The sequence below is a fragment of the Kitasatospora sp. MBT66 genome (genome assembly GCF_000710405.2).
GTDB lineage: Bacteria > Actinomycetota > Actinomycetes > Streptomycetales > Streptomycetaceae > Kitasatospora > Kitasatospora purpeofusca.
Map to the genome: position 1 here is coordinate 661,408 of NZ_JAIY01000004.1, position 14,519 is coordinate 675,926.

The window sequence follows — 14,519 nt, forward strand, 5'->3', positions numbered from 1 at the left end:
CCGGCAGTCCGGCCCGGGTGAGCGCGGCCAGCAGCGGTCCGCGGCGTTCGGCGGTGCCGGGCAGTACGGCGGCGAGCGTCCCGGGGACCGGGCGGCCGGCGGCGCCCAGCGCGGCGGAGAGCCGGTGGAAGCCGCCCAGGGCGCCCGGAGCCGCGGCGAACGGCAGCAGCCGCTCGCCGAGCGCCAGCCGGGGTCCGGCGGAGCGCAGCGGGCGGGCGTCGGCGGCCAGCGCCAGCAGCCGGCCGGTCGGGCCCTCCAGCGGGTAGGCCCACCAGAGCACGTCCCGCAGGTGCTCCTCGCGGTCGACCACGGGCAGCTGCCCGGCCCAGGCGGCGCCGTCCGAGGTCAGCTCGGCGAGGGTGGTGAAGGCGTCGCGGCGGCGGCCGGTGGCACCCGGCCCGGCCTGTCCCGGCACGCTGCGCGGCTCGGCGGCGGGCAGCAGGCCGACGGCCGGCCGGTCGTGGACGGCCTCGGCGCGGTGTCCGAACAGCTCCTCGGCGGCCCGGCTCCACTGGGCGATCCGCCCCTCGCGGTCGACCAGCACGACGGCGAGCCGGACCAGGGCGACCACCCCCGAGGACTGGTCGCCCGGTGCGGTGCCGGGCTCCGGAGCGGTGCCCGTCGGACGCGGTGTGGAGTTTGGGTCGTCCACCATGGATTCGGTCTGCTCCCGCCTGGCCGCCACGCCTGGAGACGGCCGGTTCTCCGGAGGAAGGCATGCTGTGCGGATACCAGCGAAGCACGGACGGGCCGGGACTCGATAGCGAAACGGGGAGATTCCTCGGTATCAGTTGCGTGTCACACGCCGTGCGCCCCTCCGCACTCCCCGTCCGGCCCGCAGGCCGGGCCCGGCCCGGACGGTAGGGTCGCAGCACGGGCCCGGCCGGCCCCGCACCGGACCGCAGGAGACGGAGGCCAGAGGTGACCGCGCAGATCCCCGTCCGCTGGACGGATCCGCAGCAGGGGGAGCTGGAGGAGCGGGTCGAGGCCGCCGAACTCGCCTGGCTGACCATGGACGTCGACGTGCGGACACTGCGCGTCGAGATCGACAACTTCGCGCTGATCCACCACCAGCTGCTCGGTCCGCTCTACGCCCGGCTGGACGAGCTGGACGCGCTGCTGGCCGAGGCCGTGGCCGCCCGCACCGGGCTCCCGGAGGACCTCCGGCGGGCCCACGAGGCCCGGCAGCGGGTCGACGACATGCCGGACCTGGACGCGCTGTTCGACAGCGTCCAGGCGCAGGAGGACGCCCCGCCGCCGCCCGCACCGGTCCGGGTGCGCCCCGGCCGGGACGCCCAGCGGATCTACCGCGAGCTGGTGCGCCGGGCCCACCCCGACCTGTCCACCGACCCGGCCGAGCAGGAGCGCCGGGCGGCGTTCCTGGCCCGGGTCAACGAGGCCTACGCGTACGGCGACACCGGCGCCCTGGAGGTGCTGTCCGCCGAGTGGTCCACCGCACCCGAGGCCGCGCCCTCGGCGGACTCCCCCGACCGGCTGGGCTGGCTGCGCCGCCGGCTGGAGTGGCTGACCGGGCGGATCGGCGAGCTGGCCGCCGAGCAGGTCCGGCTGGAGCGCAGCGCGATGGGCGAGCTGCTCGCGCTGGCCCCGCAGGACCCGGACGGGCTGCTGGCCGAGCTGGCCGAGCAGCTGCTGGCCAGGGCCGCCGCCCAGCAGGCCGAGCTGGAGGGGCTGCTCGGCGGCCGTCCGGTGGGGGACAATGACGGCGCCGATCCCGAAGCCCAGGAGAACCAGACGATGTTCGCGCAGATCCCCACCATCGACGCCGCCGCCGTGCCCGCCGACGCCGCCCTGCTGGACGTCCGGGAACAGGACGAGTGGGACGCCGGACACGTGGCGGGCGCGCTGCACATCCCGATCGGCGAGGTCGTCGCCCGGCTCGGCGAGCTGCCGGACGAGAAGCTGTACGTGCTCTGCCGGGTCGGCGGGCGCTCCGCGCAGGTCGTCCAGTACCTGGTGCAGAACGGCCGGGAGGCGGTCAACGTCGACGGCGGCATGTACGCCTGGGACGGCGCCGGCCGCCCGATGGTGAGCAGCGGAGGGCAGGACGCCTTCGTCCTGTAGGGCGTCCTTCTGCAGGGCGTTTCTCGGGGGAGCGAACGACGGGGGGAAGCATGAGCAGGGAGAGCGGGACGCGGTCGGCCGGGGCCGAGGAGGTGCCGGCCGAGGTCGCCGCGGCGCTCGCGGCACTGCGGCGCTCGGTGCTGCTGGTGTCGGGGTCGGCGCTGGTGGTCGAGGTGGCCGGCCAGCTGCTGCTGGCGGCCGGCCACTCGGTGGCGGCCATCGCGGCCGCCGCGGTCGGCGGGCTGCTGCTGCTGATCGCGGTGCCGGTGCTGCGCCGGCGGCGGCGGGCGCTGCTCGCGGCGCAGGAGGCGGTGCCGGAGCCGGTGTCGGAGCCGGGGCCGGCGCCGGAGCGGATCGGCTGAGGCCGGGGGGATCCGTCCGCCCCGGGGAGTAGGGCAGGATGGGCGCGCGACCGGGCCGGCGCGGTGTCGGCCCCACCCGTCCCCGGGGGAGTTCATGGCCGAGAGTACGGACCCGCCGCCCGTCCGCCGGCCCTGGTCGGCGCCCGCGCGGGTCGTCCTGGGCGTGGCGGGAGCCCTGCTGACCGGCGCCACCGGGCTGTTCCTCGGCGCGGTCTTCCTGCATGTGGCGCCCGCCAATTCGCTGTCCCGGGAGTACCGGGAGCAGGTGGACGGCCTGATCTACCCGGAGTTCGAACAGAACTGGAAGCTGTTCGCGCCCAATCCGCTGCAGCAGAACATCGCCGTGGACGCCCGGGTGCGCACCGAAACACCGGACGGGGAGGCGCGGGTCCACGAGTGGGTCGGGCTGACCGCGCAGGACATCGCCGCGATCCGGGGCAATCCGGCGCCCAGCCACGCGGACCAGAACCTGCTGCGGCGCGCGTGGGACTTCTACGACGGCTCGCACAGCGCCCAGGACGAGTCGACGACCAATCCGCGCGGCATGCTCGCCGAGGAGTACCTGAAGCGGATCGCGGTGCAGCGGATCGGCCCGAGCGTGGACGGGCGGCCGGTGGTGGCGGTCGAGCTGCGGGTGACCAGTACGACGGTCGCGCCGCCGGCGTGGAGCGAGGAGGCGGCGCCCGCCGCGCCGAAGGTGCGGGAGCTGCCGTGGTGGCCGGTGAAGGCCGGGGACCTGCGGGGGCTGCGGTGAGCGCGGCGGTGCCCGGCGGCTCGGGCGAAGTGACCGATGTGACCGATGTGACTGACGTGACCGAGGCGGCTGCCGCGGCCGGGACGGCCGGGACGTCCGGGGATGCGGCCGGGGCGGCGTTGGCGGCGGCGGTGGTGGTGGCCGGGATCCCCCGGCAGCCCGGCCCGGAGGCGCCCGGCGCGCCCGCCGGTGTTCGGCGGCCCGGGCCGGCCGGGCTCGCCCGGCGGGCGGTCGCGGTGTTCACCGGCCGGGTGCTGGGGCGGTACCAGGCGGCGACGGTGCGGATCGGCTTCGGGCTGGTCTGGCTGGCCTACCTGCTGCGGGAGTGGCCCAACCGGCGGCTGCTGTACGGCGACACCTCGCCCTGGTCGGCCGACCTGGCCCAGCGGCTGCTGGCCGACAACGGGGCGCTGACCGTGCTGCCCTGGTTCGGCGGACGGCTCTGGTTCGAGCTGGTCTACCACCTGGCGGTGCTGGCCGCGCTGGCCGTCCTGCTCGGCTGGCGGACCAGGGCGAGCACGGTGCTGTTCCTGGTCACGGTGCTGTCGCTGCAGAACCGCAATGTCTTCCTCGGCGACGGCGGCGACAACATCGTCCACCTGATGGCGATCTACCTGGTCTTCACCCGGTGCGCCGAGGTGTGGTCGCTGGACGCCCGCCGGGGGGACTCCGGGCGGAGCGGGGTGCCGCTCTGGACGCTGCTCGGAGCGCTGCTGCTGGTCTGTCAGCTGGGCGGCTTCTCCGGGGCCAGCCTGGACTGGACGACCCCCGGGTTCCCGTACGTCGGCTGGGCGCCGCTGTTCTGGGGGCTGTGGGCGGTGGCCGGGCTGTGGTGGCTGGCCGAGCGGCTGGCACCCGAGGGCGAGACCCGGGCGGTGCTGGACGCGCTCGCGACCATGGTGCACAACTGCGCGATGCTGGTGATCGCCGTCGAGGTGGTGCTGATCTACGCCACGGCCGGCTGGTACAAGGTGCAGGGCTCGCGCTGGCAGGACGGCACCGCGCTCTACTACCCGCTGCACCTGGACTACTTCACGCCCTGGCCCGCACTGTCCGGGCTGGTCGGCGGCGCGCTGCTGCCGGTGTTCCTGATCTCCTACGGGACGGTGCTGCTCCAGGTCGGCTTCCCGTTCACGCTGGTCGACCGGAGGGTCAAGAACGCGCTGCTGGTGGTGATGATGGCCGAGCACGTCGGGATCGCCGTACTGCTCGGGCTGCCGGTGTTCTCGCTGGCGATGATCGCGGCGGACGCGGTCTTCCTGCCGACGGCGGCGCTGTGCTGGGCCGGGGCGCGGGTCGCGCGGATCCGGCTGCGGAGGGCACCACTAAGCTGACCGTTATGTCCTGGTTCGCCGCACTTCGAGACACCGCGCGGACCGGACTGACCGTCGACCGGGCGCTCACCGACCCCAAACGGGCGGTGCGCGGGGCGGTCGCCGTCGCCCTGGTGCTGTTCCCGACCCTGGCCATCGGCGGCGCCCGGCTCGCCACCTCCGCCGCGATGGGCGCGTTCATCGCCGGCACCGCGACCTTCCAGCGCAGCTTCCGGCCCCGCGCCACCCTCGCCGTCGCCGCCGGGACCGGACTCGGCATCAGCACCTTCCTCGGCTACCTGGCCGTCGGGATCCCCGGCGCCTTCCCGGTGCTGCTCGCCGTCTGGGCCTTCGGCGCCGGACTCACCTGGGCGATCGGACCGACCGCCGGCATCGTCGCCGCCAACACCCTCTCGGTGATGCTGATCGTGGTCCAGCTGCCCGTCAGCCCGCTCACCGCGCTCGGCCACGGACTGGTCTGCGCACTCGGCGGCATCGTCCAGGCACTGGTCATCACCGTCTGGCCGATCGGCAGCTGGACCGCCCAGCGCGAGGCGCTCGCCGACACCTACGCCGAACTCGCCGACTACGCCCGCCGGCTGCGCCAGGACCCGACCGCGCACATCGACCCGGCCCCGTTCATGACGGCCCGGCACGCCGCCGCGCTCACCCCCTGGCAGGACCGCAACCGCCCGCCCGGGCTGCGCGGCCTGCGCGGCCTCGCCGAACGCATCAGGCCCACCCTGGCGGCCATCGCCGACCCCAAGGTCGGCGCCCCCGAGGAAGGCCCCGAACGCGACCGGGCCCGCGAGGTCCTGGCCGCCGCCGCCGAGGCGATGGACGCCCTGGCCCGGGCGATCCGCACCGGCGACCCGCTCCGGCTGCCCTCCTCCGCCCCGGCCCTCACCCTGGTCGCCCGGACCGAGGGCCCGGAACTGCGCGGCGCCGCCCGCCGCGCCGCCCGCCGACTGGCCGGGCTGCTCCGCGGCGCCGCCGACGCGCTCGACCGGGGCGCCGAGGACACCATCGACACCCCCGACGTCCAGCCCGGCGGGACGCTGCGCAAACCGCCGCTGATCCGGATGCTGCCGACGGCGCTGCGCGCGGTACGGCGGCAGTTCCGGCCGCACTCGGCCGTCTTCCAGCACGCCGTCCGGCTGGCCGGAGTGGTCACCGCCGCGTATCTGCTGGCCCGGCTGGTCGGCTTCGAGCACGGCTACTGGGCGCCGATGACCGCCGCCATGGTGATGCGACCGGACTTCGCCCAGACCTACAGCCGGGGCGTGGCCCGGCTGGCCGGGACCTCGGTCGGGGTGGCGGTCTCCACCCTGGTGGTGCAGCTGGCGCGGCCCGGTGAGTGGGTGCTGGCCGCACTCGCCGTGCTCTCGATCGGCGGCGCCTACCTGGCCTTCCGCACCGGCTACGCCGTGGTCACCGCCTGCATCTCCTCCTACGCCGTCTTCCTGCTCGGGCTCCAGGAGGGGAACCCGCTGGTCACCGCCGTCGAACGGGTCGGCCTCACCCTGCTCGGCGGCTCGCTCGCCCTGCTCGTCTACGCGCTCTTCCCCACCTGGCAGACCGCCAGGCTCGGCGAGCGGCTGGCCGAGTGGCTGGCCGCCGCCGGGCGGTACACGGCCGAGGTGATCGCCGTCTACGAGCGGCCGGCCGCACCGCGCGGACGGGAGGTGCGCGGGGCGCTGCTGGACTCCCGGGAGGCGCGCTCGGAACTGCTCCAGGCGATGCAGCGGGCCGACGCCGAACCCGGCCGGCACGCCTCCGGCCTGCCCGGGGTCAGCCGCCGCCAGCTCGACCGGGCCCGGGCGGCGGTCGGCCACCTCGGACGGGTCGCCGTCCTGCTGGAGGCCCACCTGCCCGGGCCCGACGCCGAGCCGGTACCGGGGGCGGCCGAGTTCGCCGAGGAACTGCGGCTGGCCACCGCACTGGCGGCGGGCGCGCTGCTGACCGGGCAGCCGGTGGACTTCGGCGCCGTCCGGGAGGCCCAGGAACGGCTGGAGCGGCAGCTCGCCGACGCGCCGCCCGGGGTGCAGCGGGACGTGGTGCGGGCCGGGACCAGGCTGCTGCTGCAGGCGCTGAAGGACCTGGAGCGGGCGCTGCGGGGCGGCGGCACGGTGGGCTCCGCCGGGCGGCGGGAGGCGGAGCCGACGGGGCGTTAGGGGCGGCTGATGCGGTGCCTGTGCCTGCGGCTGTGCCTGCTTGTGCCTGCCTGTGCCGGTGCCGTACCGTGCGGGCCGTCGTCAGGAGGCTGCTGCCGCCGCCTCCAGCCAGTTGGCGAACTCGCACGCGAAGTGCCACTGGTGACCGGTCGACAGCTCGACCGGGGCCGCGGCCGGGAACTCCACGGTGAGCCGGATCCGCAGTCCCCGGGGGGAGTCGGCGAACTCGTGCATCACCCGCAGCACCTCGGAGCCGTCCGCCAGGTGGCCCGTGCCGCCGATCCGGACCGGGTACTCCGGGGTCGCCGGGGTGGGGTGGAAGCGGAGGTGGAAGCGGAGCGGCCCGGCGCCGACCGTCTCGATGATCTCGACCGTCCCGCCGCCGGAGTCGGCCAGGTAGTGCTCGGGGTTGGCGGCCAGCAGGGCGGCCCGGTCGCCGTCGTGCAGCCGGCCCTGCCACCAGCCGAGGAAGGTCCCGGCGTCGATGCCGGTGGCGGTCAGTTCGGTGACGGCCGCGCGCCAGCGGCCGTCGGAGGCACGCAGCCAGCTGGCCATCGCGGCGTCGGCCGCTGCGGTGTCGGGGGCGAGCAGCTCGCGGACGCGGTCGTCGCCGAGGCGCTGCTTGAGCAGCCGCAGGGCGGCCCGGGAGCGGTCCAGCTCCCAGGCGAGGACGGCCGGGCGGTCGTGCCCGGTGCCGTCGATGTCGGTGCGGATGACCGGCGGTGCGGTGGTCGTCATGGCGTCGCTCCTCGGAAGGGTGCCCCGCGTAAACGGAGAGAATTTCTCCGTCTCGCTGGACGGTAGCATAGGAGGAGAAAATTCCTCCGGTTAAGGGCGGGCGATGAGAGCGGACGCGGAACGCAGCCGGCGCAGGATCCTGGACGCCGCCTGCGAGGTGTTCCTGGAACGCGGCCCGGACGCCCCCCTCGACGCGGTGGTCCGCCGCGCCGGCGTCGGCCCCGGCACCCTCTACCGGCGCTTCCCCGACCGGGAGGCGCTCGTCCGGGCCCTGGTCACCGACCTCCTCACCCGGCTCGCCGCCGCGGCCGTCCGGGCCCGGGAGGACGAACCGGACCCCTACCGCGCGCTGCGCCGCTTCGTGCACGCCGCCGCCGACCTGCGGATGGGAGCGGCGATCGTCGTCCTGCTGGAACGACTGGTCGTCGACGAGGAACTGGCCACCGCCCGGTCCGGCGCGGTCACGGCCGTCGGGGAACTGCTGCGCGCCGCCCAGGACACCGGCCGACTGCGCCCGGACGTCGGAATGGGCGACCTCGTACTGCTCTGCGTCCGGGTCTCCCGCCCCCTCCCGGGCGGGCTGGCCGCACTCGACGCCGACGGCACGCTCGTCCACCGGCACCTGGACCTCGCCCTGGCCGGGCTGCGGCCCGGAGCGTCCGACGAGCAGCCCGGCGAACCGCTCACCTTCGACCAGGTGATCGCCGCCGCCGGCCGTCCGGGCGAACCCGTGGTGGCAGAGTGGGCCGGATGAACGAGGAACTGCTGCGCGCCTGGCGGACCGGCGCCGAGGAGCCGGGCGCGGTCCTGCTGGACGGCTTCCACCCGCTGAAGCACGCACTGCGGTTCGGCGGCGCCGTCCGGCAGGTGCTGACCGCCGACCGGGCCGCGCTGCTGGCACTGGCCGCCGAACTGGCCCCGGACGTCGCCCCCGCGCTGGACGCGCTGGCCGTCGAACTCCCGGAGGCCGCGCTGCGCACGCTCGCACCCCGACTGAGCCCGACCGGAGTGGTCGCCCTCGCCGTGCGCCCCACCACCGAGGCCAACCGCGCCGCGCTGGCCGTCCGGCCCCGTCCGGCGCCCGTCGTCCTGCTGGAGAACCCGCGCAACCTGGGCAACGTGGGCGCCGTGATCCGGCTGGCGGCCGGCTTCGGCGCGGCCGGCGTGGTCACCACCGGCGAACTGGACCCCTGGCACCCCGCCGTGCTCCGCGGCAGCGCGGGCCTGCACTTCGCCACCGCCGTCGAGCGGCTGACCCTGCCGGAGCTGCCGGCCGGGCCGCTCCACGTCCTGGACCCCGAGGGCACCGACATCCGGGAGACGGCCTTCCCGGACGACGCGGTACTCGCCTTCGGCACCGAGCGGCACGGCGTCTCGGCGGAGCTGCGGGCGCGGGCCGACCGGCTGGTCGCGGTGCCGATGCGGCCCGGGGTCTCCAGCTTCAACCTGGCGACCAGTGTGGCGATGGGGCTGTTCCACTGGATGTCGGGGCGCCCGCCCGGCGGGGCGGTCTGACGGTCGGCACGGCGGGTCGGGCCGGTCAGGTCGGGTCGGGTCGGTCGGGTCGGTCGGGTCAGGAGAACAGCCGCTTCCAGGTGTCCGGCCCGGGGTAGCCGTCGGCCTCGGCGCCGCTCCAGCCCATGGACTCCTGGAACGCCCGTACATTGCTCCGGTCGGCATCCGTCCAGCGCGGGCCCGGTCCCTCCGTGTAGGCCTCGCCGAAGCCCTTGCCGACCAACCGACCGCCGAGCAGCTCGACCTGCTCGCCCGCCGCGCCCGGGCCGAAGGCGCCGGGGCCGGGGAAGGCCGTCTCCCGGACGCCGGCGCCCTCGGCCGGCAGTGACGCGGACGGCGGGGAGGGCGGGGAGGGTGGTGAGGGCGGCGGAGGGGGCAGCGGAGCGGCACCGTCGATGTCCCGGCCCTTGCCGTTCACCAGGTAGTCCCAGGTGTCCTTGCCCGGAACACCGTCCGCCTCGCCGCCGCGCCAGCCCTGCGCGAGCTGGAACGCCTCGGTGGCCCGCCGGTCCGACTCGCTCCAGCGCGGCCCCGGCCCCTCGGTGTAGAACCGGCCGCCGCCGCGCCGCACCAGCATCTCGCCCAGCCTGGTGACAAAGGCGTTGTCGGCACCCGGACCGAACTTGTCCGCCCCCGGGAAGGCCGCGGCCGCGGCGCTGTCACTGCTGCTCCCGCCGGTGGTCAGCGCCTTGTAGCGGTACGGGACGTAGGTGGCCGAGTTGGACCAGTAGGCGTACGGGGTCGCGCGCTTGGTGGCACCCGGCGAGGTCTGCTCGTACGCCACGTAGCGGGTGCGGGCGGAGTCCGCCCAGCCGCCGAACACGGTCACGTGCGAGCCGCTCCGGGGACTGGCCGGGTCGTTGTGGATCAGCACGTCACCGGGCTGCAGCTCGGCCTTGGTGATCCGCTCGGCGAAGTCCGGCAGGGTCCAGGTGGTCTGGCTGCTGCCGAGCCCCCAGGCCATCGAGACGAAGCCGGAGCAGTCCTGGCGGTACCCGTCCGACCAGTAGCGGCTCATGCTGTACGGGACCTTCTGGTCGACCCAGCGCTGCGCCCGTTCGATGATCGAGGCCCGGGTGACGGGCTGCGCGGCGGCCGCCCGTTCGTCGGCGCCGGATTCGCCGTAGAGGCCGCCGACCTCGCCCTGCGGGGTGTCGGCGCGGGGGACGGCCGGGCCGCCGGGGGTCGGGGCCGGGGCGGCTGCCGCGGTGGCCGCTCCGACCGCGCCGCCGCCCAGGGCGGTGCCGGCGGCGGCCATCAGGACGGCGGCCCGGCGGCGGAGGCTGCGGGCCGCGGCGTGGCCGCCCTCGTGCACCGGTGCGGCGTGCAGCCGGGCGCGGCGGCGGGCGGAGCAGCCCCCGCATATGCAGTCGTCCTGCGGTTCGACCTCGTCGAACCGCAGGAGGTCGGACCGCGGCAGGTCGGACTCCAGCAGGTCGGACCGCGGCAACGGGGCCGGTCGGCCGGTTCTGGTCATGCTCCGCCTCTTTCTCCTGGTGGGGGAGGGTGTCCGTCGGGCCGCTGACGGCGCGACAGCACGTTCCTTCCCAGGGCGACACCGTGTGTCGTCCGGACCAAAGTCCCAAACCGGACACCTGGTCGGCGCGGTGGGATGCTCCGCGCGGGTGACGGTCGTTCGGTATCCCGGGCGTGGCGCGGGGGCGGGGCGAGTGGTCTTCGCCGGAGCCGTGCTGTCGGTCCGTCGGACTGTCCGGCCGTCAGCTGACGGAGCGTGCGGAGGAGGGCGGGTTGGCGGGCGAGTACTCGGGCTCGGTCCAGCTCAGCGGGGTGGCGTCGGCCAGTTCGACGACGCCGGTGACGGTCAGGTCGACCACCCGTTCGGCTCCCGGCAGACCGGCGGCGGCCGGGTCGGACCAGTCGGTCCTGGCCTCGCCGGTGATCAGCAGCGCGCCGCCGGTCTCCCAGTCAGGGACGAGCAGTCCGGCCCGGGGGTCGAACTCCAGGTTGCCCAGGGTCATGAACATGTTGTTGCCCGCGTAGTCGGGCCAGCGCAGCCGGTCCGGGCCGAGTACCCGCAGGAAGCCGGGGTTGCCGCCGCGGTGGGAGGCGTCCGTCCGGCCGTCCGGGCCGGCGGTGGCGACGAAGAAGGTGTCGGCGGTGCTCACCAGCAGCTGCTGGGCTGTGCTCAGCAGCGGCCCGGCCGCCACCCGGCGCGGGGTGCCGGCCCCGGGGCGGTCCACCGGGTGGCGGCGCTGGATGTACTTCGGGCAGTTGGCGTAGACCTGCTCGGCGGCGATCACCAGACCGCCCCGGCCGTCCGGCACGGAGCGGCCGTTGACCCGCATCCGGCGCCGGGCGGCCGGGTCCAGGGCCACGGTGCCGACCTCGGCGGGGCGGGCCAGGGCGGCGGCCAGCGGGTCGGCCTCGGCCGGGTGGGCGGCGACGGTGACCGTCCGCTCGTCGGGGGCCCGCAGGAAGCCGGCCGGTCCGCTGAGCTGGGTGGCCCAGAGCCGGCCGTCGGTGTCGGCCGCCCCGACCACCAGCATCCGCCGCTCGGTCAGGAAGCGGGCGGCCACGGCGGGGACGGTACTGCCGACGGCGCGGCCGGAGTGGTCCGCCCGGTCGATGCGGCCGGCCCGGGCCTGCACGGCCCGTTCGCCGGGGTGATAGGGGGTGCCGGTGGCGGTCATGACGGGTGCCTCCCTCGGGTCGGGCGGTACGTCCTGGAGGTATTTGCAAAGTCCCGGCGGGACTTTGCAAAGTGCGGGGTCCACGGCGTCCACCGCGGGGCCGGGCGACCTGCCGGCCCCGTCCGTGCAGTCCCGGCGCCCGCGGATGTCGCCGGCGGACATCGCTGGTGGATGGTGCTTGTGGATGCCGCTGGGCGCGGACGTCGCGGCGGCGCGACGTCCGCGCCGGTGGCACTTTGCAAAGTCCCGGAAACTCTTTGCAAAGTGCCACTTTGCAAAGAGTTGTTAGAAGAAGCCGCAGGTCGGGGCGGAGGCGGTGGGGGCCTCGGCGCCGGTCTCGTCGACGCCGGCCGGGGTGTAGATCTCCAGCCGGATGCCGTCGGGGTCGGTGAAGAAGATCCCGCCGGAGGCGGCGCCCTCGCGGTGCGGGACGACGCCGTCGTAGGCGAAGGAGGCGCCCAGCTCGCGCAGCAGGGCCTCGGCGGCGCGGACCTCGTCGAGCGAGTCGACCTGGAAGGAGAGGTGGTGCAGGCCGGGGGCGGCGGTGGCGAAGGTGCCCTCGCTCTGCTGCCAGAGGGTGAGCACCGGGCGGCCGTCGCGGCCGAGGAAGGCGTAGCGGCGCTCCGGGTCGGTGCCCTCCGCGACCAGCTCCAGTCCGAGGACGCGCCGGTAGAAGGCGGTGGAGCGGGCGAGGTCGGTGACGTTCAGGCCCACGTGGCCGGTCTGCAGGGTGCTGCTGATGGTGCCGGACATGCCTGGTCACTCCCGTGGTCGGGGCGCCCCGCGGCGCCACTTTCTAACCGTCACTGACGACGTTAGCGGTTAGTCTTGAGGAAGGTCAACCAGTACTGGTGGTTCCAATGGTTAGAAGTTCCGAGCATGGCTGTGCCATGACAAATATGGGAGGACGGGGTGCGGAGGAGCGGGCGCGGGGGCGCCGGGCCGGGGTGCGGCTACTCCCACTCCCACCGGGCGCCGATGTGGCCCGGCTGCTGGTCGGGGGCGAGGATCTGGGCGCTGGCCGAGGCACCGATCCAGAGCTGCTCGCGGCGGCGGTCGACGTCCGCGCCCGGGTCGCGGTCGTAGCGCTCGCAGTGCACCGGCACGGTCGCCGGGTCGAAGTGGACCTGGAGCACGTACTCGCGCACCGGTGTGGCGAAGCGGCGGCTGTACTCCGTGGTCTGGGCGCCGCCGGAGGGGATCTCGACCTCGTACTCGAAGACCGTGCTGTCGCCGAGGCCCAGCGGGCGGTCCAGCATCACCTCGCCGACGATCAGGCCGGTGTCCGGGCGGCGGCGCACCCGGCCGAGCCGGCCGTGCCGGACGCCGGTGATCTCCGGACAGCCGGTCGCCTCCTCGTCGGCCTTGTGCACCACCAGGCAGCGGGTCACCCCGGACACCGTGGCGCGGACCACCTGGCGCATCCTCAGCAGGTTGCCGCGCCGGTCGGCGTCCACGAAGTACGAGTCGTGGACCGAGAGCCGCTCCAGTTCGCCGGCCGGCGGCGCGTCCAGTTCGGCGAACACGTCGGCGATCTGCTGCTCGCCCGGCCAGACGTCCTCCAGCCGCAGGTGGCTGGCGCCGGCACTGGCCGCCCAGCGGCCGCGCGGGCGCGGCGGGCCGAGCAGCGCGGACAGCGTGGAGTGCGGCAGGCCGAGGAGTTCCTCCAGCAGGTGGACGGCGCGCAGCGAGCTGGCCCGCTCGGGCTGGCTGCGGCCGCGGCGCCAGTAACTCAGCGTGGTGACACTGACCCTGACGCCGCGTTGGGCCAGGGCGGCGCGGATCCGGTCCAGGCTGAGGCCGCTGGCCTCGATCGCCACGTGCAGGGTGTCGGCGAAGCCGCCGGTGGGGCTGGGACGCCCCGGCGTCGGCGCGGGCGACAGCGGGGGCACGGGCGGCCGGGGTGCGGGCGCGGCCGCGTCAGGGCGCGGCCCGACCAGTCTGAGTCGGGCGTCCTGGGGATGCTGTGAGGCCATGTGGTTACCTTCCCCACCGAGCGGGTGCGGCAGACCCGGAACGGCGCCGGAACGCGCCGTCAACGGCCTCGCCGAGCTGTGGGGAACCCTATGCACGGTCGAGAGGCTACGTCATCAGTCGTGCGTATGACAGTGGTCACGGGCGGTGGACCGCAGGGTTAGCGATCTTGAAACAGTGCGGAAACACACGGACCTCTTCCCGGCCGGGTGGTGCGTTCCGGACCGTTGGCGGCAGGTTCCGGCCAGGGGCTCCGGGACGAGGGCCCGACGTAGACTCGGGGACCGGCCCGGAGCGGGCGAACCGGCCGGGAGAGAGACGGCCGGGAGAGAGACGGCCGAGAGCGAGGGAGCGCCGATGACCGAGTGGACAGCAGACCCGCGGGACCCGCGCCCGCTGCTCGGTGAGCCGCTCGCGCTCGACCTGCTGAACACCCGGTGGGCCGGTGAGCCGGTGAACGATCTGCTCGCCGAGCCGGACGGCCACGCGATCTGGCTCTCCACGGCCGGGCTGGCCGGACGCTGCGCGGCGGACGGGCCCGGGCTCGCCGCCCTGCTGGAGACCCGGGAGGCGGTCAGGACGGCCGTCCGGGAGCTGGACGCGGGCGGACTGCCCGGGGCCGGTGCGCTGGCCGGGCTGGACGCGGTGCTGCGGCACGGGCGGGTCCGGCGGGAGGCCTCGGCGGCCGGGCCGGTGGACCGGGTCGAGGTGGACGAGCCGCAGTGGCTGGCCGCCTGGCTGGTGGTGGACGACTTCCTGGGGCTGCTGGCGCAGGGGCCGGGGCGGATCAAGAAGTGCGCGCACGAGGCGTGCATCCTGCACTTCTTCGACACCTCGCAGAACGGCCGGCGCCGCTGGTGCCGGATGGCCGTGTGCGGGAACCGGGCCAAGGCGGCCCGGCACTACGAGAAGGCGCGGCCGTAGCCCGACCGCCCGACCGCAGCCCGGCAGTCCGG

At 75.5% G+C, this 14,519-nt stretch carries 14 protein-coding genes; 8 read left to right on the top strand and 6 right to left on the bottom strand.

Annotated elements, in window-relative coordinates; translation table 11 throughout:
• The coding region (locus tag BI06_RS09605) for a PAS domain S-box protein (RefSeq protein ID WP_149030338.1) at nt 1-655 on the bottom strand (655 nt) is incomplete at its 3' end.
• A gap of 266 nt (nt 656-921) precedes the next feature.
• Here BI06_RS09605 and BI06_RS09610 point away from each other — a divergent pair.
• The 5 genes from BI06_RS09610 to BI06_RS09630 all read left to right on the top strand — a co-directional run bounded on the left by BI06_RS09610 (nt 922) and on the right by BI06_RS09630 (nt 6,685).
• Nucleotides 922-2,082, top strand: coding sequence for a rhodanese-like domain-containing protein (locus BI06_RS09610; protein WP_063794945.1), 1,161 nt, complete (start codon nt 922-924; stop codon nt 2,080-2,082).
• A gap of 50 nt (nt 2,083-2,132) precedes the next feature.
• Complete coding sequence (locus BI06_RS50490) at nt 2,133-2,444, top strand: hypothetical protein (RefSeq protein WP_043466963.1); 312 nt, start codon at nt 2,133-2,135, stop codon at nt 2,442-2,444.
• Between the two features lie 94 nt (nt 2,445-2,538).
• Nucleotides 2,539-3,198: a DUF5819 family protein gene (locus BI06_RS47910; RefSeq protein ID WP_043466966.1), complete on the top strand. Its 660-nt coding sequence runs from the start codon at nt 2,539-2,541 to the stop codon at nt 3,196-3,198.
• Nucleotides 3,199-3,236: 38 nt separating this feature from the next.
• Nucleotides 3,237-4,532 carry an HTTM domain-containing protein gene (locus BI06_RS09625; protein WP_149030321.1) on the top strand — a complete coding sequence of 432 codons (1,296 nt, stop codon included), beginning with the start codon at nt 3,237-3,239 and terminating at the stop codon, nt 4,530-4,532.
• Between the two features lie 5 nt (nt 4,533-4,537).
• Entirely contained in the window at nt 4,538-6,685 is a 2,148-nt protein-coding gene (locus BI06_RS09630; protein WP_051740588.1) for an FUSC family protein, read from the top strand.
• Nucleotides 6,686-6,766: 81 nt separating this feature from the next.
• Here BI06_RS09630 and BI06_RS09635 read toward each other — a convergent pair whose 3' ends face one another.
• Nucleotides 6,767-7,423, bottom strand: a complete 657-nt coding sequence (locus BI06_RS09635; protein ID WP_051740589.1) for a hypothetical protein — start codon at nt 7,421-7,423, stop codon at nt 6,767-6,769.
• Nucleotides 7,424-7,526: 103 nt separating this feature from the next.
• Here BI06_RS09635 and BI06_RS09640 point away from each other — a divergent pair, with 103 nt between their 5' ends.
• Complete coding sequence (locus tag BI06_RS09640; protein ID WP_051740593.1) at nt 7,527-8,177, top strand: TetR/AcrR family transcriptional regulator; 651 nt, start codon at nt 7,527-7,529, stop codon at nt 8,175-8,177.
• Entirely contained in the window at nt 8,174-8,938 is a 765-nt protein-coding gene (locus BI06_RS09645) for an RNA methyltransferase (protein WP_043467587.1), read from the top strand. The genes BI06_RS09640 and BI06_RS09645 overlap by 4 nt, the downstream gene beginning before the upstream one ends.
• A 58-nt stretch (nt 8,939-8,996) precedes the next feature.
• Here the strand turns inward: BI06_RS09645 and BI06_RS09650 are convergent, their stop codons facing one another.
• The 4 genes from BI06_RS09650 to BI06_RS09665 all read right to left on the bottom strand — a co-directional run bounded on the left by BI06_RS09650 (nt 8,997) and on the right by BI06_RS09665 (nt 13,565).
• Entirely contained in the window at nt 8,997-10,415 is a 1,419-nt protein-coding gene (locus BI06_RS09650; protein ID WP_199523264.1) for a peptidoglycan-binding protein, read from the bottom strand.
• 241 nt (nt 10,416-10,656) lie between these two features.
• Nucleotides 10,657-11,589, bottom strand: a complete 933-nt coding sequence (locus BI06_RS09655) for a pyridoxamine 5'-phosphate oxidase family protein (RefSeq protein WP_030392381.1) — start codon at nt 11,587-11,589, stop codon at nt 10,657-10,659.
• 285 nt (nt 11,590-11,874) lie between these two features.
• Complete coding sequence (locus BI06_RS09660; RefSeq protein ID WP_030392380.1) at nt 11,875-12,342, bottom strand: VOC family protein; 468 nt, start codon at nt 12,340-12,342, stop codon at nt 11,875-11,877.
• A 200-nt stretch (nt 12,343-12,542) separates the two neighbouring features.
• Nucleotides 12,543-13,565: a hypothetical protein gene (locus BI06_RS09665; protein WP_157855172.1), complete on the bottom strand. Its 1,023-nt coding sequence runs from the start codon at nt 13,563-13,565 to the stop codon at nt 12,543-12,545.
• 355 nt (nt 13,566-13,920) lie between these two features.
• Between BI06_RS09665 and BI06_RS09670 the strand changes: the two genes are divergently transcribed.
• Complete coding sequence (locus tag BI06_RS09670) at nt 13,921-14,487, top strand: CGNR zinc finger domain-containing protein (protein WP_043466970.1); 567 nt, start codon at nt 13,921-13,923, stop codon at nt 14,485-14,487.
• Nucleotides 14,488-14,519: the final 32 nt, after the last annotated feature.